General features: G+C 38.6%; 15 protein-coding genes. 7 read left to right on the top strand and 8 right to left on the bottom strand.

The annotated features are described in order from the left end of the window. Positions 1-18: 18 nt before the first annotated feature. The 5 genes from dnaE to tilS all read left to right on the top strand — a co-directional run bounded on the left by dnaE (position 19) and on the right by tilS (position 7,864). Entirely contained in the window at positions 19-3,501 is a 3,483-nt protein-coding gene (gene dnaE / locus EHE21_RS15120) for a DNA polymerase III subunit alpha (RefSeq protein WP_194951124.1), read from the top strand. 12 nt (positions 3,502-3,513) lie between these two features. After that, a complete protein-coding gene (gene accA / locus EHE21_RS15115; protein WP_088494705.1) occupies positions 3,514-4,473 on the top strand; it encodes an acetyl-CoA carboxylase carboxyl transferase subunit alpha in 960 nt (319 codons plus the stop codon). Positions 4,474-4,712: 239 nt separating this feature from the next. Further along, on the top strand, positions 4,713-5,456 hold the full coding sequence (locus tag EHE21_RS15110) for an SDR family NAD(P)-dependent oxidoreductase (RefSeq protein WP_194951123.1): 744 nt from the start codon (positions 4,713-4,715) through the stop codon (positions 5,454-5,456). 146 nt (positions 5,457-5,602) lie between these two features. Then, complete coding sequence (locus EHE21_RS15105; protein ID WP_194951122.1) at positions 5,603-6,496, top strand: DMT family transporter; 894 nt, start codon at positions 5,603-5,605, stop codon at positions 6,494-6,496. 36 nt (positions 6,497-6,532) lie between these two features. Continuing rightward, a complete protein-coding gene (tilS, locus tag EHE21_RS15100) occupies positions 6,533-7,864 on the top strand; it encodes a tRNA lysidine(34) synthetase TilS (RefSeq protein ID WP_194951121.1) in 1,332 nt (443 codons plus the stop codon). Between the two features lie 33 nt (positions 7,865-7,897). Here the strand turns inward: tilS and rof are convergent, their stop codons facing one another. Then, positions 7,898-8,158, bottom strand: a complete 261-nt coding sequence (gene rof / locus EHE21_RS15095; RefSeq protein ID WP_194951120.1) for a Rho-binding antiterminator — start codon at positions 8,156-8,158, stop codon at positions 7,898-7,900. Positions 8,159-8,420: 262 nt separating this feature from the next. Between rof and nlpE the strand changes: the two genes are divergently transcribed. Next, on the top strand, positions 8,421-9,101 hold the full coding sequence (gene nlpE, locus EHE21_RS15090) for an envelope stress response activation lipoprotein NlpE (protein ID WP_088494710.1): 681 nt from the start codon (positions 8,421-8,423) through the stop codon (positions 9,099-9,101). A 328-nt stretch (positions 9,102-9,429) separates the two neighbouring features. Here nlpE and EHE21_RS15085 read toward each other — a convergent pair whose 3' ends face one another. From EHE21_RS15085 to metN, 7 genes are all read right to left on the bottom strand, one after another. Then, positions 9,430-9,828, bottom strand: a complete 399-nt coding sequence (locus EHE21_RS15085; RefSeq protein ID WP_194951119.1) for a YceK/YidQ family lipoprotein — start codon at positions 9,826-9,828, stop codon at positions 9,430-9,432. Between the two features lie 352 nt (positions 9,829-10,180). Next, on the bottom strand, positions 10,181-11,896 hold the full coding sequence (gene proS / locus EHE21_RS15080) for a proline--tRNA ligase (RefSeq protein ID WP_194951118.1): 1,716 nt from the start codon (positions 11,894-11,896) through the stop codon (positions 10,181-10,183). Between the two features lie 478 nt (positions 11,897-12,374). Then, positions 12,375-13,082: a tRNA (N6-threonylcarbamoyladenosine(37)-N6)-methyltransferase TrmO gene (tsaA, locus tag EHE21_RS15075; RefSeq protein WP_194951117.1), complete on the bottom strand. Its 708-nt coding sequence runs from the start codon at positions 13,080-13,082 to the stop codon at positions 12,375-12,377. After that, positions 13,079-13,489, bottom strand: a complete 411-nt coding sequence (rcsF, locus tag EHE21_RS15070) for an Rcs stress response system protein RcsF (RefSeq protein ID WP_088494713.1) — start codon at positions 13,487-13,489, stop codon at positions 13,079-13,081. Before rcsF ends, tsaA begins: the two co-directional genes overlap by 4 nt. A gap of 130 nt (positions 13,490-13,619) precedes the next feature. Then, positions 13,620-14,435 (bottom strand): MetQ/NlpA family lipoprotein, encoded by an 816-nt coding sequence (locus EHE21_RS15065; RefSeq protein ID WP_075671666.1) that lies wholly within the window; start codon positions 14,433-14,435, stop codon positions 13,620-13,622. Between the two features lie 66 nt (positions 14,436-14,501). Further along, positions 14,502-15,155, bottom strand: a complete 654-nt coding sequence (locus EHE21_RS15060) for a methionine ABC transporter permease MetI (protein ID WP_023582692.1) — start codon at positions 15,153-15,155, stop codon at positions 14,502-14,504. Further along, positions 15,148-16,179 carry a methionine ABC transporter ATP-binding protein MetN gene (gene metN, locus EHE21_RS15055; protein ID WP_088494714.1) on the bottom strand — a complete coding sequence of 344 codons (1,032 nt, stop codon included), beginning with the start codon at positions 16,177-16,179 and terminating at the stop codon, positions 15,148-15,150. The genes EHE21_RS15060 and metN overlap by 8 nt, the downstream gene beginning before the upstream one ends. A gap of 192 nt (positions 16,180-16,371) precedes the next feature. Here metN and gmhB point away from each other — a divergent pair, with 192 nt between their 5' ends. After that, positions 16,372-16,938, top strand: a complete 567-nt coding sequence (gmhB, locus tag EHE21_RS15050; protein ID WP_194951116.1) for a D-glycero-beta-D-manno-heptose 1,7-bisphosphate 7-phosphatase — start codon at positions 16,372-16,374, stop codon at positions 16,936-16,938. The last annotated feature ends 378 nt before the right edge of the window (positions 16,939-17,316 follow it).

Here is a 17,316-nt window from a genome sequence, read left to right as displayed (position 1 = left end):
ACAGAGTAATTAAACACTATGGCAGATCCTCGTTTTATCCATCTTAGGGTACACAGCGATTATTCAATGATCGATGGATTGGCAAAAACAGGGCCTCTTGTGAAGAAAGTGGCTTCGCTGGGAATGCCTGCTTTTGCGATTACTGATTTCACTAACTTGTGTGGGCTAGTGAAATTTTATGGTGCTGCACATGGTGCAGGCATTAAACCTATCATTGGTGCAGATGTTTACCTTGAAACAGAATTATTAGGTGATGAATATGCTCATCTCACTATTCTTGCACGCAATAATGTAGGATACCAAAACCTCACTTTACTGATTTCAGAAGCTTACAAACACGGCTACGGCGCTGCTGGACCGACGATTAAACAAGAGTGGTTAACAACCTATAAAGAAGGGCTCTTGTTACTTTCAGGCGGTAGAATGGGGGATGTAGGTAAGTTCCTACTTCGTGGTAATCGAGCTTTAGTCGATCAATGCCTTGAGTATTATCAAACTCATTTCCCTGATAGTTATTACCTAGAACTGATCCGTACAGGTCGTACTGATGAGGAAACTTATCTTCATGAAGCTGTTGCACTGGCTTCTGAAAAAGGTCTGCCTGTCGTTGCAACCAATGATGTTTGCTTTCTTGATAGTGATGATTTTGATGCACACGAAATTCGTGTCGCAATTCATGATGGTTTTACATTATCTGATCCTAAGCGTCCTAAGAACTATAGCCCTCAGCAATATATGCGCACAGAAGAAGAAATGTGTGAATTATTTGCTGACATACCCGAAGCATTAGAAAACAGTGTTGAAATCGCTAAACGCTGTAATGTCACGATCCGCTTAGGGGAATACTTCCTTCCACAATTCCCAACTGGGGATATGAGTACAGAAGATTTCCTCGTCAAAAAATCACAAGAAGGTTTGGAAGAGCGTTTAGCTTTTTTATTTCCAGATCCTGAAGAGCGACAAAAAAGACGTCCTGAATATGATGAGCGTCTTGATATCGAGCTGAAAGTGATTAACCAGATGGGATTCCCTGGTTACTTCCTCATCGTGATGGAGTTTATTCAGTGGTCTAAAGATAATGGTGTTCCTGTTGGTCCTGGACGAGGTTCAGGTGCCGGTTCACTAGTGGCTTACTCACTGAAAATCACGGATCTCGATCCTCTTGAGTTTGACTTGCTTTTCGAACGTTTCCTTAACCCTGAACGTGTTTCGATGCCTGACTTTGACGTCGATTTCTGTATGGAAAAACGCGATAGAGTTATCGATCACGTTGCTGAAATGTACGGTCGAGATGCAGTATCTCAGATCATTACGTTTGGTACGATGGCGGCGAAAGCGGTTATTCGAGATGTTGGTCGTGTTTTAGGGCACCCTTACGGTTTTGTTGATAGAATCTCAAAACTTGTCCCTCCTGATCCGGGTATGACGCTAGAAAAAGCGTTTGCTGCCGAACCTCAATTACCTGAAATTTATGAAGCCGATGAAGAGGTTAAATCTCTTATTGATATGGCTCGTAAATTAGAAGGGGTAACACGTAATGCGGGTAAACATGCTGGTGGTGTTGTTATTTCACCAACAAAAATTACCGATTTTGCGCCACTCTATTGTGATGCCGAGGGAAATAACCCCGTTACACAATTTGATAAGAACGACGTTGAGTATGCTGGTCTTGTTAAATTTGACTTCTTAGGTTTAAGAACACTAACCATTATTAACTGGGCATTAGAGATGATTAATGCCCGGCGTGCTAAAAAGTCACTCGAACCTGTTGATATTGCGGCGATCCCATTAACGGATCAGCGTAGCTTTGATATGTTGCAGCGTTCAGAAACAACTGCGGTATTCCAGTTGGAATCTCGCGGTATGAAAGATCTTATCAAACGCCTACGTCCTGACTGTTTTGAAGATATGATTGCACTTGTTGCCCTATTTCGCCCAGGGCCATTACAGTCAGGTATGGTGGATAACTTTATCGACCGTAAACATGGTGTTGAAGAGATTTCATATCCTGATGTTAAGTGGCAACATGAAAGTTTACAGCCCGTTTTAGAACCAACCTATGGTGTTATCTTATATCAAGAACAAGTTATGCAAATCGCACAGGTTCTTGCGGGATATACATTAGGTGGCGCGGATATGTTACGACGCGCAATGGGTAAGAAAAAGCCTGAAGAGATGGCAAAGCAACGTTCTGTTTTTGAAGATGGTGCTATCAAAAACGGCGTCGATGGTGAGCTTGCTATGAGGATCTTTGACTTGGTGGAGAAATTCGCCGGTTATGGATTTAACAAATCACACTCAGCAGCGTATGCATTAGTTTCTTATCAAACATTATGGTTAAAAGCCCACTATCCAGCTGAATTTATGGCTGCTGTAATGACGGCAGATATGGATAACACTGAAAAAGTAGTGGGATTGGTTGATGAATGTTGGAGAATGGGCTTAAAGGTTCTTCCTCCTGATATTAATAGCGGTCTTTATCATTTCCACGTAAATGATGAAGGCGAAATCGTTTATGGTATTGGTGCCATTAAAGGTGTGGGTGAAGGTCCGATTGAAGCAATTGTAGAAGCGCGTCAGCAAGGCGGTCACTTTAAAGATATTTTTGATCTCTGTGCTAGAACAGAAACGAAAAAATTGAATCGCCGAGTGATGGAAAAACTGATAATGTCAGGCGCATTCGACAAACTGGGGCCTCATCGTGCTGCTTTGATGTCTTCATTAGAAGATGCATTAAAAGCTGCAGATCAACATGCTAAAGCTGAAGCAATAGGGCAATCGGACATGTTCGGTGTGTTAGCTGAAGCTCCTGAACAAGTTGAGCGCTCTTATGCCAATATCCCTAAATGGCCAGACCAAGTCGTTTTAGAAGGTGAGCGAGAGACTTTAGGTTTATATTTAACAGGTCATCCGATCACTCGTTATTTAAAAGAAATTGAACGATATGCGGCAGGAACACGTCTAAAAGATTTAGTACCAACACCTCGTGGTCAAATGGTGAAGGTAGCAGGCTTAGTACTTGCTTCTAAAGTGTTTACAACGAAACGTGGAAATCGGATCGGCGTTTGTACCTTAGATGATCGTTCAGGTCGCTTAGAAATTATGTTATTTTCTGATGCATTGGATAAATACCAACATTTATTAGAACAAGACAAGATTTTAATTGCTACTGGGCAGGTCAGCTTTGATGATTTCAATGGTGGGCTTAAAATGACAGTCCGCGAACTTATGGATATCAACGAAGCTCGTGAAAAATATGCACGAGGACTTGCTATCTCATTATCGGACAGGCAAATTAATGAGCAATTATTAAATCGTCTTCGCGACGTTTTAGAACCTCATCGTTCAGGCACGATACCGGTTCACCTTTATTTTGAAAAGCATGATGCCTGTGCACGTTTACGATTTGGTGCGACTTGGCGTGTAACGCCAACAGATATGCTTTTAACGGATCTGCGAACTCTGCTGGGTAATGAGCAGGTAGAATTAGAATTTGACTAAAATAGGAATGTTATGAGTCTTAATTTTCTGGATTTTGAACAGCCAATTGCCGAGTTAGAAGCGAAAATTGATTCGCTAACCGCAGTTAGCCAACATGATGAAAAAATTGATATTAATATCGATGAAGAAGTTTCACGCTTAAGAGAAAAAAGCCTAGAGCTAACGCGTAAGATTTTTTCTGATCTTGGTGCATGGCAAGTTGCACAACTTGCACGTCATCCATTAAGACCTTACACACTGGATTATATTCATCGTATCTTTACTGACTTCCAAGAATTAGCAGGCGATCGTGCTTATGCTGATGATAAAGCTATTGTTGGTGGTATCGCGCGTTTAGATGGTCGTCCTGTTATGGTTATTGGGCACCAGAAAGGACGCGAAACAAAAGAGAAAATCCGCCGTAATTTTGGTATGCCAGCGCCGGAAGGCTATCGTAAAGCGCTTCGTTTAATGGAAATGGCACAACGTTTTAATCTTCCTATTATCACCTTTATTGATACTCCGGGTGCTTATCCGGGAGTGGGTGCAGAAGAGCGTGGTCAATCAGAAGCAATCGCACGTAACTTACGTGAAATGTCACGCTTTGGTGTGCCAATCATCTGTACTGTTATTGGTGAAGGTGGTTCTGGTGGTGCGTTAGCCATTGGTGTTGGCGACAAAGTGAATATGCTGCAATACAGCACTTATTCTGTTATTTCACCAGAAGGTTGCGCATCTATCCTTTGGAAAAGTGCAGACAAAGCACCATTAGCTGCTGAAGCGATGGGCATCACTGCAAACCGTTTAAAAGAGCTTAAGTTAATTGATACGGTTATTCCTGAGCCTTTAGGTGGCGCACATCGTCACCATGATGAAATTGCAGCGTCTTTAAAAGCACAAATTAAATCTGATTTAGAAGAGTTAGATGCATTTGACTCTGAAGAGTTAACAAACCGTCGTTACCAACGTTTAATGGAATACGGTTACTGCTGATAGTGTGATGCTATTTAAAAATAAAAGAGAGCCTCATGTTGATAACATGAGGTTTTTTTTATCCCTAGAACTATCTCTTCCTAAGACAATAAAATCAAGTGATATTAACTGTAATATATTATATATCAATGTGTTAAGTCGATCTCAAAAACAATATTAATTTACTTTTTCACTAAAAGAATAATAAGTCGTATCTATTATTTTATAGAGTCATTTACTTCTTTTATGAGGAAAAAGCGATGATATCGTTTAATGGTAAAGTTGGAATTATTACAGGCGGTAATAGTGGTATTGGTTTAGCTTCTGCGGAAAAGTTTTTATCCTTAGGTGCATCAGTTGTTATCACTGGCAGTAATTTAGCTCGAGGGCAAAAAGCAGAAAAATACCTAAAAGAGAAAGGGCTTTTAGGTGAATTTATACAAATGGATGTGAAAAGCGAAAAAGAGAACGAACAACTTATTGATTATGTCGTAAATAAATATGGACGATTGGATTTCATCTTTGCTAATGCTGGTGTTTTAACTGATAACATCGCAGATAAATTAGAGTATGAAAAATGGAAAGGAGTATTAGATGTTAACCTTAATGGACTCTTTCTGATTAATCGTGCAGCAATTCAATATTGGCTGAAAAATCAATTATCAGGTGCGATTGTTAATTGTAGTTCGATTTGTTCCTTTGTTGGTCAACATGAATTTCCTGCCTATTGTGCATCAAAAGGCGGTGTTAAATTATTGACACAAACACTTGCTATTGATTATGCAAGCAAAGGTATTCGTGTTAATGCGGTTTGTCCGGGATATATCGATACACCTTTATTAGATGGTCGTGAGCTAGATAAGCAAAAGCTAGCGACGCTACATCCTATTGGTCGCCTCGGTACACCAGAAGAAGTCGCTAATGTTGTGGTGTTTTTAGCTAGTGATGCCGCGTCGTTTGTTACCGGAGCTTCTTATTTAGTAGATGGTGGTTTTACTGCCTAACGCTATTTTTAATATAAAGCAGAATAATCACTATTCTGCTGATTTTTTATTTATCTCTTACTTCTATTCTTTACTGTCTTTTTTGTTTAAACGCTTTATTATCAAAAATACAATTTTAACAATAAATCAACTATTTTGGTTTTTATATGGCATTTTCAATTACCATAAGATCTCTTATCTACGCATTGTTATGTGTGTTGATTTGGAGTTTTATTCCCGTTATTTCTCGTATAGGGCAAGCTTCTTTAGACAGTTTTCAATTTTTATTCTGGTCCAATGTTTTCTCAATGATTGCAGTTATTCTCACTGCACTTTTTATGAAGAAAACACCAACACAATTATTTATTTTGTCTAAATCGACCTATTGGAAAGTGTTTATTCTTGGTGGGTTAGATTGTCTATTCTATTTATTGCTCTATTACGGTTACACATTAGAGAATGGCATTGCGGTATTGGTGATACAGTATAGTTGGCCATTATTAATTATTGGATTATCGGTTATTTTACTGAAGGATAGGCTGACTTTAGGGCAAATCATTGGGGTTATTTTAGGTTTTATTGCCGTTATTATCACCTTCACCAAAGGAAATATTACATCAATTGCTGTCGATAATCCTCAAGCCTTATTACTCGTTTTTGCTGGTGCCTTTTGTTTTGCATTAATGTCTGTACTTTCCAAACAATTCTCACTCGATGCTTACATGAGTACGGTATGGTTGTTTGTTTTTTCAACACTTATTTCATTGATCCTAATGTGGATGTTTAGTGAGTTTAAACTACCAGATGCTCCATCTTGGCTCCCTGTCATTTTAAATGGTGTATTAATCAACGGTGTCTCTTATATTTTATGGTTTAAAGCCATGAACAGTGGTGAGTCGACTAAAATAGCTTCTGTTGTTTTCCTTTCGCCTGTGCTTTCAATGATTTGGTTAGTCGTTATATTTCACGATCCTTTTGTTATTGCTTATGCAGTAGGGCTAGGTTTGGTATTAATTGCAGGAATACTTTGTATTCGTGCAAAATCAGGTAGAAAAGCTTAACATAATCATCTGAATTCACTGATAAATGACGATACGATGAAACAGGAATACGGCTTACTCCTTAAAGAAATCAAACAACAAATTGATCCTTACACTAAAATTTTGGTGGGTTTTAGTGGTGGAGTAGATTCCACAGTTTTATTACAAGGGCTTGTACGTTTACGTGATGAATTCCAATTACCTTTAGAATTAACGGCTATCTATATTCATCATGGATTAAACATCAAAGCAGATGAGTGGCTTGCTCATTGTGAACAATGTTGTCAGCAATGGAGTGTTGATTTTATCAGTGAAAAAGTGAATGTAGATCCTAAAGAAGGCGGTCTTGAAAATGGTGCAAGAGAGGCGCGTTACCAAGCCTTTCGTCGATATTTACAGCCACAACAAGTGCTAGTGACTGCTCAACATCAAGATGATCAAGCCGAGACCTTTTTACTGGCTTTAAAGCGAGGCAGCGGCCCTGCTGGGCTTTCTTCAATGCCAGCAAAAATGGCATTTGAAAATGGCTATTTACTTCGACCATTACTCAATATTACGCGTGAACAAATCGAATCTTATGCTACTGAACAAGGGTTAGATTGGATAGAAGACGATAGTAATCAAGATGACCGCTATGATCGCAATTTTTTACGGTTGCGAGTTATGCCCTTATTGGCTCAACGATGGCCTCACTTTTCACAAGCGGTGACTCGAAGTGCGGCATTGTGTGGAGAACAAGAAGCACTACTAGATGAACTATTAGATTCTGAACTTAATGCCTTAATGGACAGTGATCATAGTTTAGATATCAATCAATTGGCTCATTGTAGTGTTATCAAGCGAAATGCTTTATTGAGGCGCTGGTTTGCTGAACACAATAAGACCATGCCATCAAGACAACAAATTTTACGATTATGGCAAGAGGTCGCTTTAGCCAAAGAAGATGCTGAGCCTCGATTACAATTTTATCAAGATGAAGTTAGACGCTATAAACAGCGTCTTTATCTAGTTCCAATCATTAAAGAGCCTGTTGGACACATTATTGAGTGGCAGCTCAATGAGCCTTTGTATTTACCTAATGGATTAGGGGCTTTATCACTCGTTGCCGAAACAGGAAAAAATACCGTTAGAGCGCCTTCAAGTGATGAAAAAGTCACAGTGCGTTTTGGTTTAACACAAGCATCTCTGCGTATTGTAGGGCGAGAGCACGCTCGACATAGTAAAAAGATTTGGCAAGAGTTTGAAGTTGCACCTTGGCGTAGAACCAAAATTCCTTTGATTTATTATAATGATACGTTAATTGCAGCTATTAATACGTTTGTTACTTTTGAGGGAAAAGCAACATCAGAACACGCTATTACTATTGAGTGGCGAGAGGCTCATGAATGAACAACCGCCGGCTGGCGGTTGTTCCTTATTCGGTTATTCCGATTTTATAATGATTGTCCCAAGTTCGGGATTAGAAAAACTGGCAATAATATCCAGTCGCAAATCTTTAGAGCCTTCAGACGTTTTGACTTTTAGGTATTCAACTTTCTTGCTTAAGAAAAGGTCATCCGCGATACCTTCAATAAGCTCACCATCATGCAGTTCAATATGGAGTGCTAAACCACGCTGGCATGCTAACTCCAGATACTCGTAATCATCACAGTTAATTGGTTGATATTCTGTATTTGTTGACATATTCCCTCACCACTCTTTCGTGGCGGTGTTGCCGCCAGTGAATAATTCAGAATAAAATCATTATGCTGTTATTCGATGTGAGCACAATAGTTATTATAATAATTTTCTGAAATAGTTCTTTATTAGAAGTGATTTGAGAAATAATTAACAATTATGGGTGCATTTGTCTTAAAGCTTGTTTTATTGCCCCCTTTTATTTTAAAAAATGTTAGAATCATATTGAGAATGATTTATTAAAAAGTACCCAGAATGTAGGGAGTCGATGATGGGGAAAAAACTTTTATTTGCAGCCGTTGCTGCTGGGTTATTTGTACTGTCAGGTTGCCAAAATAACATTGGCTTATCACTTGATGGAAAAATTGTAGACCAAACTTACAACAGTATTCTGCCTTGTGCCGATTGCTCTGGTATCGACACGACAATTCTTGTTAATCAAGATGGCTCTTATGTTATGGAGCAAAGCTATCAAGGTTCACCTGATGATAAACGTAGTTTCTTTGAATCAGGAACATGGGTATTAGGTAAAGATAAGCTGACGTTGACTAATAGTTACGGTGAAAAGAGCTATTATTTACCTCGTGAAGATAAATTAGTCATGCTTGATATTGATGGCAACGTCATTAATTCAGAACTAAATTATACTTTAGCTAAGGTTCAGCCTAAACAGCTTGCGGGTGAATTTACCTACTTTGCCGATGCAGGTACGTTTAAAGATTGCCAATCAGGGCGAGTTTATGCAGCTAATGGTATTGAATTAGAAAAAGGCTATTTCTCAACCGGTGTTGATGGTGGAACACCTGTTTACCTCGAAGTTAATGGTTATTACAGCATTCGTCCTTCAATGGAAGATGGTAAATATGATCGAGCTTTAGTGGTTACAGATGATAAGCCTCGTTTTAATCGCCATGGCTCTTGCGGAAACCATCGTGGTGGCAGAAGTTAAGTTTTGGCGGTTTTGTTTTGATAAAAAAATCGCTTATTGAATAGCCTTGCGTTTATTAGACAGTTAAAATGAGTTGAGTAAAGACTGAGTCCGGTATTGAGCTGAACTCAGTCTTTTTCATTTTAAGTTTATCTGTGCAGTATTATTGTGCTTGATATCTTCATAAAGTATTTTTCTAATTCATCTATCTCTTTAAATTACTTCGTATAAAAAAAATTTTATTTTTAATATATCAAAGAAATTTCCTATTACTGCATTATCTAAATAATTTCCTTTTCGTAATGTATTTTAAATAACCTATTATTTTTAAAGATATTACAACAATAACTTATTTTATATTGTTCTCTAGCCAGCGCTCATGAGTAGGAGAAACTGGAGAGGGGGGAGTGGAAGGCGTTAACGTTGAATGTTGCTGTTCATCTGAGATACTACTTTCAGTTTCTTGTTTATGTCTATTGCGTTCTTCGGCGCGCGCCTTTTCTTTCTGGGTTTTTATCACATGATCAACGGGAAGAAGGGCGGTATCAAGGACAACATCAATAGGTAAACTGATAATTGAGAATATAGGGTACATTCCCAAAGTAATTAACCAAGCATAAGGTTCATTAATAATTTCGACATCAGTATCAGTACCTCGGTAATAATCATTACTACTCTTTGCTCTATTTATTGTTCCACATCCAGATAATATAAAAAGAATACCAACTATTGCTCCAAATCTTTTCATAATATTTCCTATGTAAATTTAAAATAATAGAAAAATAGTGAGTTAAAATAGCCATTTATATAACGAAATAATAAATAACATACTCGTTTTAATTTATATTTATTACTAGATCATTCTGATAAAAACAGCTAACTGCGCGATTATAATGATTTGGGTCAAAGAACCTCAATATGCTGAAATGAGTGTTTATCAGCAGTATATGACTTTATTCGGGAAGTTAGAGCAGGAAGGAAACGTATAAAAAAGATGTAATCGGCGATTGATATATTATTCTGATTATAGTTACAAGCGTGTCTGAGAGACACGCTTGTTATTTATCAATCAAGCCCCTTAAAGATAAGGGGCCTAATAATTAAGCGAGTTGCTCTTTAATAAAGGCAACAACATCGTCAACATTGACTAGTGATTTATCATCACTACGACGCGCTTTATATTCGATTTGATCGTTGTCTAGGTTACGATCGCCGATCACGATAGTGTGTGGAATACCAATAAGTTCCATATCAGCAAACATCACACCTGGACGCTCTTTACGGTCATCAAACAGAACATCAATACCTTGAGCACGTAACTCGTCATAAAGTCTGTCAGCAACTTCTTTAACACGATAAGAACGATGCATATTCATTGGTAAAATAGCTACTTGGAATGGAGCAATCGCATCTGGCCAAATAATACCGCGAGCATCATGGTTTTGTTCAATAGCGGCAGCAACAATACGAGTTACACCGATACCATAACAACCCATAGTGACGATTTGGTTATGACCTTCTTCGTTTTGTACCGTTGCTTTTAATGCTTCTGAGTATTTTGTGCCAAGTTGGAAAATATGACCAACTTCAATACCACGTTTGATCAGTAATGTTCCTTTGCCGTCTGGGCTTGGATCGCCTTCAACAACATTACGGATATCAGCAATTTCAGCAACAGGCAGGTCACGCTCCCAGTTGATACCAAAATAGTGTTTACCATCAACGTTTGCACCAGCACCGAAATCACTCATTACAGAGACAGAACGATCCATAATTACTGGCAGTGGCAGATTAACTGGGCCTAATGAGCCTGGACCTGCATTTACAGCTTGGCGGATTTCAGCTTCAGTAGCGAAAGTTAAAGGTGCTGCAACGATAGCGCATTTTTCTGCTTTAACTTCATTAAGCTCGTGGTCGCCACGAACTAATAATGCAACTAATGGGTGACCACTTTCTTTCGTACCATGAACAATCAGTGTCTTAACTGTTTTTTCAATTGGCAAATTGAACTGTTCAACTAATTCAGCAATTGTTTTAGCATTTGGGGTATCTACTAAACGTAATTCTTCAGTTGCAACTGCACGTGGCGTTGCAGGCATTACTGCTTCTGCTAATTCGATATTGGCTGCATAGTCAGAGCCTGTTGAGAAGACGATATCATCTTCACCGCTGTCAGCTAAAACTTGGAATTCATGAGAGGCGTTACCACCAATAGAGCCTGTATCTGCAAGCACTGGACGAAAATCTAAACCAATACGAGAGAAAATTTTGCTGTAGGCTTCATACATTCTGTCGTAAGTCTCTTGTAAAGACTCTTGAGAGATATGGAAAGAGTAAGCATCTTTCATGATAAATTCGCGAGAGCGCATAACACCAAAACGAGGGCGTACTTCGTCGCGGAATTTAGTTTGAATTTGATATAAGTTCAGCGGAAGTTGTTTGTAAGAGGTAATTTCATTACGAACAATATCAGTAACAACTTCTTCGTGAGTTGGGCCTAAAACAAATGGGCGCTCGCCTCTGTCTGAAAAACGCAGTAATTCAGGGCCGTATTGTTCCCAACGACCACTTTCTAGCCATAAGTCAGCGGGTTGAACAACGGGCATTGAAATCTCAAGTGATCCAGCGTTATCCATCTCTTCACGAACAATTTTTTCAATTTTTCTTAGAACACGAACCCCTGTCGGCATCCAATCATAAAGACCAGAAGCGAGTTTACGGATCATGCCTGCGCGAAGCATAAGTTGATGGCTGACAATTTCTGCATCAGCAGGTGTCTCTTTTAAAGTAGAGAGCAAATAGTGGCTAGTACGCATTATTAGGTTCCATTAGAACAAAAATACTTAGGCTGACTGTCACGCCAGTCTACATCAATATAATTAGAGAAAGACTCTAGAGCGTGTTGATCTTTGCTGCTTATTTTTACAGCAAAAGAAATTTATAAAACAAGCAACATATTCAACTATTTTGAGTTTGGGCATTGATTGACATTAACAATGACCACTTAAAAATAAAAACAGCCCTACGGGTTCGATTAAAAGACGTTTCACTCATTTTATTCTGCGTTGAGAGGCGCTAGCTTAGTTCACTAGGCGGCAAGTCCCTCTCCTTGCCTAAAATGCTTTTAATTCGAATAAAATCGACCATCAAAGGTCAACACGCTCTAGTCTACCAGTGACTTAGGTCTGCCAAAAGGGGCAAAGCATTTTTTTCAATCTGATTTGTCTAAAGACATGAGAATGACTCTCAGATTAGACTATTCATGATAGCAATATCAATGAAGATAATAGCAAGTTACCGCGGTTCTATACTAAGAACAAGTGTCTGTTGTCCATTGACTTGCCAGCGAACATTAAATTTGAGTAAGTGTACCGCATAAATTCTATCACTTTGTTCGCCTTTTTTATAAGCAGGACGAGGATCTTGCTGTAATACTTGGGTAATAAAACGTGAAAGATGAGGGTAGTCATTGGCATAGTGTTGCAGTTGTTCTGATGCAACCTGTGAAAAGAAAATGGGCATTTCGTTACTTGGTGCTTCTTGTGCAAACCCTGCAATTGCATTTGGGCGCGATTCTGCAAACGGTAAATAAGGTTTGATATCAAGAATAGGAGTGCCATCCACTAAATCAAGGCTACCTAATTCTAAAATAACAGACTGGTTGTCCGTATTTACTTTTTTCAATTCAACCAATGACATGCCAATTGGGTTAGGGCGAAAGGTTGAGCGCGTTGCAAATACTCCAATTTTGGCGTTTCCGCCTAATCTCGGGGGGCGAACGAGAGGATGCCAACCTTGTTGGGCTGTTTGATGAAAAACAAAGATCAACCAAAGGTGACTAAATTGCTCTAAGCCTCGAACTGCATCAGGGTGATTATAAGGCGTGTGTAGAATAAGTTGGCCGCCGCCATCCTGGATTAATCCAGGTTGGCGTGGAACGGCAAATTTTTCTTTATAAGGGCTCGAAATATACCCTATAGGATTCATTTGGTAGGTGTTCATTTTGTAATGAGTAATGCTGTGCCTTCACAAATAGCAGATTGGTAGCAACCTAAGCCTGTGACAATTTGGCATTCATGTAATAAAACGGCATTCGCATTTTTGTAGGCAGCTTTTGTTGCCATTCTTTTTTTAGCAATAGGTAGACTTGCTGGTGGATCTTGTAATGTTTGACGACAAGATTCACCGGCGACAATCCCGAGATCTTTAAAAGGAGCTCCTAAAAGGTCTTCAGTTTTTTCAACAATACGTACTGAAGGTAAAGTTTGTGACCTTGGTTTTTGTGGTTGCCCAGGTTTATTTAAACGCATATCCGTAAATTTAGACTGATCAACATCAGATGATTTTTGCATTGAACAGCCTGTCATAAACAGCGCCATGATGCCAATAAGTAGCAAGCGCATGTGCATGGGTAATATCCTCTTTATTATTGTCTATACAAAAATTAAACGGCACTAATTTAATGCAAATTAACCAAGTAAAAAAGAGAAAGGCGAACAAATGTCCGCCTTTTTTATAATTAAGTTAAATTTTAACGTATTACCAGCCTTTTACAGCACCGCCGTTAAAGATTTTATTTGCAGCACTATCTACTTCATCCGTTTGGTAAGCTTGGATAAATTTCTTCACATTTTCACTGTCTTTATTATCTTCACGGGCAACAATGATATTTACATATGGAGAGTCTTTATCTTCAACAAAAATACCGTCTTTTGCTGGCGTTAAGTTTACTTGGCTAGCATAAGTTGTATTGATTACCGCTAAATAGATTTTTTGATCATCTAATGAACGAGGTAATTGAGGTGCTTCTAACTCGACTAATTTTAGATTTTTAGGATTTTCAATAATATCTAAAGACGTTGGTAATAAGCCCACACCATCTTTTAATTTAATTAATCCTACCTTTTCTAATAACAGCAGCGAACGACCTAAATTAGTTGGGTCGTTAGGGATAGCCACTTGAGCGCCATCAGGTAAATCAGCTAAATCAGTAATTTTTTTAGAGTAACCTGCGATAGGATAAATAAACGTATTTCCTACTGCTGTAATTTTGAAATTACGATCTTTAATTTGCTGATCTAAATAAGGTTTGTGCTGGAATGCATTAAGATCGATATCACCACGACTTAATGATTCATTCGGCATTACGAAGTCATTGAAAGTAACGAGTTCTACATCAAGACCATATTTATCTTTAGCAACTTGTTTTGCTACTTCGGCAACTTGTTGCTCAGAGCCAGAAATAACACCAACACGAATATGGTTTGGATCTTTTTCTTTTTCACCACAACCAGCTAATGCTAATGCGCCAACTAAAGCACTTACGACTGCGAGCGATTTAAATTTCAATGACATACATTTACCCTTATTTGATCCGTTAATTAAAAGGTTTCGATTTAATAATTGGAACCTTCAATTTAATTATTTATGTGTTGTCAGCTTCACTAAGCGATCGCCGAAAAACTGAATGATAAAAACAAGAATAACGAGTAGAACAATCACAATATTCATTACAGTTGCATTATAGCCAACGTAACCATATTGATAGCCAATTTGACCTAAACCACCTGCACCAACGGCACCACCCATTGCGGAGTAACCCACTAATGTAATCAGTGTAATAGTTGCAGCGTTAATCAAGCCTGGTAAAGATTCTGGTAATAAAATTTTCTTAATAATTTGCATTGGTGTTGCACCCATAGAACGAGATGCTTCAATTAATCCTTGTGGGATTTCCAATAGTGTATTTTCGACCATACGAGCAATAAAAGGTGCTGCTGCAACTGTTAATGGCACGATGGCTGCTTGCAAGCCAATAGATGTTCCTACAACCAAGCGAGTAAAAGGGATCATCCATACAAGCAGGATAATAAAAGGAATAGCCCTAAAGATATTCACAAGTGCTGAGATGACACGATAGGCAGGTGGATTTGCCATAATCTGTTCAGGACGTGTGACATAAAGTAAAACACCAAGCGGTAGTCCGATAACAAAACCAAAGAAGCCTGAAACGAAGGTCATGACTAAGGTTTCCCAGATCCCACTAATTAATAAATAAACCATTCCTTCAGACATAACCGAGAACCTCTACTTTCACATGATGCTCTTCTAAAAACGCAATCGACTTTTCAGTATTACCATTCTTACCGTGTAGTTCAGCTAACATCACGCCAAACTTCACTCCACCGGCATAGTCCATTTGTGAACTCAAGATATTAATATCTGCGTCAAAACGGCGAGCAACGATGGACATTAATGGTGCATCGACTGATTGACCATTAAATTCAAGTTTCAATAATGGGAATAAACCTTCTTCCCACTCTGGTTTCATTCGTTCTTTGTAATCTTCAGGAATATCTAATTGTAGTGTTGATTGAATAAAAGCCTGAGAAACAGGTGTTTTTGGATGAGAGAAAACTTCACTCACTGCATCACTTTCAACTAATTCACCACCACTTATTACTGCAACCTGATCACAAATGCGTTTTACAACATCCATTTCATGCGTGATTAATAAAATGGTAAGGCCTAAACGACGGTTAATGTCTTTTAATAATTCTAAAATAGAACGTGTTGTTGCTGGATCAAGTGCGCTAGTTGCTTCATCACACAATAAAACGTTTGGTGAATTTGCTAGTGCGCGTGCAATTGCAACACGTTGCTTTTGTCCGCCAGATAAGTTTGCTGGGTAATACTCTTTCTTATCTGACAAACCGACTAATTCAAGTAACTCATTAACACGCTTATTAATTTCAGCACGAGGCGTACTATCAAGTTCTAATGGCAGTGCCACATTATCAAACACTGTACGAGAAGACAGTAAGTTGAAATGTTGGAAAATCATACCAATACCGCGACGTGCTTTTGTTAATTCTTTATCAGATAACTTAGTTAGATCACGACCATCAACAAGTACTTCACCTGAAGTTGGTTTTTCTAACATGTTCACACAACGTATAAGTGTACTTTTACCCGCTCCTGACGATCCGATAACACCAAAAATCTGCCCTTGAGGCACATGCAGGTTAATGTTTGATAGCGCTTGTATAGAACGCTCTCCCTGCTTAAACACTTTGTTTATATTCGTCAGTTTAATCATGTTTTTCTTTATATAAGTAGATATGGGACATAAAGACTATTCTGCCCGAGTTAAAATAGATGTTAAGGCGTCTAGACGGCTAAGTCAATAAAAAAGAGTTGAAGAGTAATAAAGAAAGAAAGCCATGGATATCATTCTCTATATAAGAAAAAACATGCGATACTAATAAAAATATCTAAATGGAGTAATGCTGTGAGCAAGGGGATTTCTGCGATTTTCTTAGATCGCGATGGAACTATTAATATAGACCATGGTTATGTGTCTGAAATTGATAACTTTGAATTTATCGATGGTGTTATTGAGGCAATGGCTGAATTAAAAGCTATGGGATATGCCTTGGTACTAGTAACGAATCAATCGGGTATTGGTCGTGGCTACTATAGTGAAGATCAATTTTTACATCTAACAGAGTGGATGGATTGGTCTTTGGCTGATAGAGGTGTTGATTTAGACGGTATCTATTATTGTCCTCATCATCCAGATGCCGCTGTAGAAGAATATAAGAAAGAGTGTGATTGTCGCAAACCAGCCTCAGGTATGTTTATGGATGCGAAAGCACAATTAAACATCGATATGGCTTCTTCTTATATGGTTGGCGATAAAAAAGAAGATATGTTGGCAGCAAAAGGTGCAGGAGTGGGGCATAAAATTCTTGTTCGCACAGGAAAAGAGATAACTGAAGAGGCACAACAGTGTGCAGATTTCGTTCTCGATAGCCTTGCAGACTTGCCAAAATGGCTAAAAAGCCACAAAAAATAGGCACTTCGTTTAATTTACCAACAAACGAACATTTTTTTTTAAAAAACTATTGCCAGCCTCAGAAAACTCCCTATAATGCGTCCTCGTTGTCACGGCACAGGGCGCTAAGCGAACTGACTGAGAGAACGAAGAAAAAAAGTGAAAAGCCTTGGAAATAAACGCTTGACACTGAATGAGGAAGATGTAGAATGCACCTCCTCGCAACAACGCAGAAGACCGGAAACGGCAGCGAAAGTTGCACTGCTCTTTAACAAATTATCAGACAATCTGTGTGGGCACTCGCAGAGACGATATCTTCTAAAATATTAGATGTATCAAGTCTTGAAGAGTGAACAACAAAAGTAAATTCATTTATGAATAGCTAAGTTTTCGATTTCT

Source organism: Proteus sp. GOKU (genome assembly GCF_015475555.1).
Classification (GTDB): Bacteria; Pseudomonadota; Gammaproteobacteria; order Enterobacterales; family Enterobacteriaceae; genus Proteus; species Proteus mirabilis_B.
Note: the sequence above shows the minus strand (reverse complement) of the source record. Positions and strands in the feature narration are given on the sequence as shown.

What these genes read in the sequence shown, in the direction of transcription:
- dnaE (WP_194951124.1), top strand. Translation starts at nt 19, where the DNA reads ATGGCAGATCCTCGTTTTATCCATCTTAGGGTACACAGCGATTATTCA.
- accA (WP_088494705.1), top strand. Translation starts at nt 3,514, where the DNA reads ATGAGTCTTAATTTTCTGGATTTTGAACAGCCAATTGCCGAGTTAGAA.
- EHE21_RS15110 (WP_194951123.1), top strand. Translation starts at nt 4,713, where the DNA reads ATGATATCGTTTAATGGTAAAGTTGGAATTATTACAGGCGGTAATAGT.
- EHE21_RS15105 (WP_194951122.1), top strand. Translation starts at nt 5,603, where the DNA reads ATGGCATTTTCAATTACCATAAGATCTCTTATCTACGCATTGTTATGT.
- tilS (WP_194951121.1), top strand. Translation starts at nt 6,533, where the DNA reads ATGAAACAGGAATACGGCTTACTCCTTAAAGAAATCAAACAACAAATT.
- rof (WP_194951120.1), bottom strand. Translation starts at nt 8,158, where the DNA reads ATGTCAACAAATACAGAATATCAACCAATTAACTGTGATGATTACGAG.
- nlpE (WP_088494710.1), top strand. Translation starts at nt 8,421, where the DNA reads ATGATGGGGAAAAAACTTTTATTTGCAGCCGTTGCTGCTGGGTTATTT.
- EHE21_RS15085 (WP_194951119.1), bottom strand. Translation starts at nt 9,828, where the DNA reads ATGAAAAGATTTGGAGCAATAGTTGGTATTCTTTTTATATTATCTGGA.
- proS (WP_194951118.1), bottom strand. Translation starts at nt 11,896, where the DNA reads ATGCGTACTAGCCACTATTTGCTCTCTACTTTAAAAGAGACACCTGCT.
- tsaA (WP_194951117.1), bottom strand. Translation starts at nt 13,082, where the DNA reads ATGAACACCTACCAAATGAATCCTATAGGGTATATTTCGAGCCCTTAT.
- rcsF (WP_088494713.1), bottom strand. Translation starts at nt 13,489, where the DNA reads ATGCACATGCGCTTGCTACTTATTGGCATCATGGCGCTGTTTATGACA.
- EHE21_RS15065 (WP_075671666.1), bottom strand. Translation starts at nt 14,435, where the DNA reads ATGTCATTGAAATTTAAATCGCTCGCAGTCGTAAGTGCTTTAGTTGGC.
- EHE21_RS15060 (WP_023582692.1), bottom strand. Translation starts at nt 15,155, where the DNA reads ATGTCTGAAGGAATGGTTTATTTATTAATTAGTGGGATCTGGGAAACC.
- metN (WP_088494714.1), bottom strand. Translation starts at nt 16,179, where the DNA reads ATGATTAAACTGACGAATATAAACAAAGTGTTTAAGCAGGGAGAGCGT.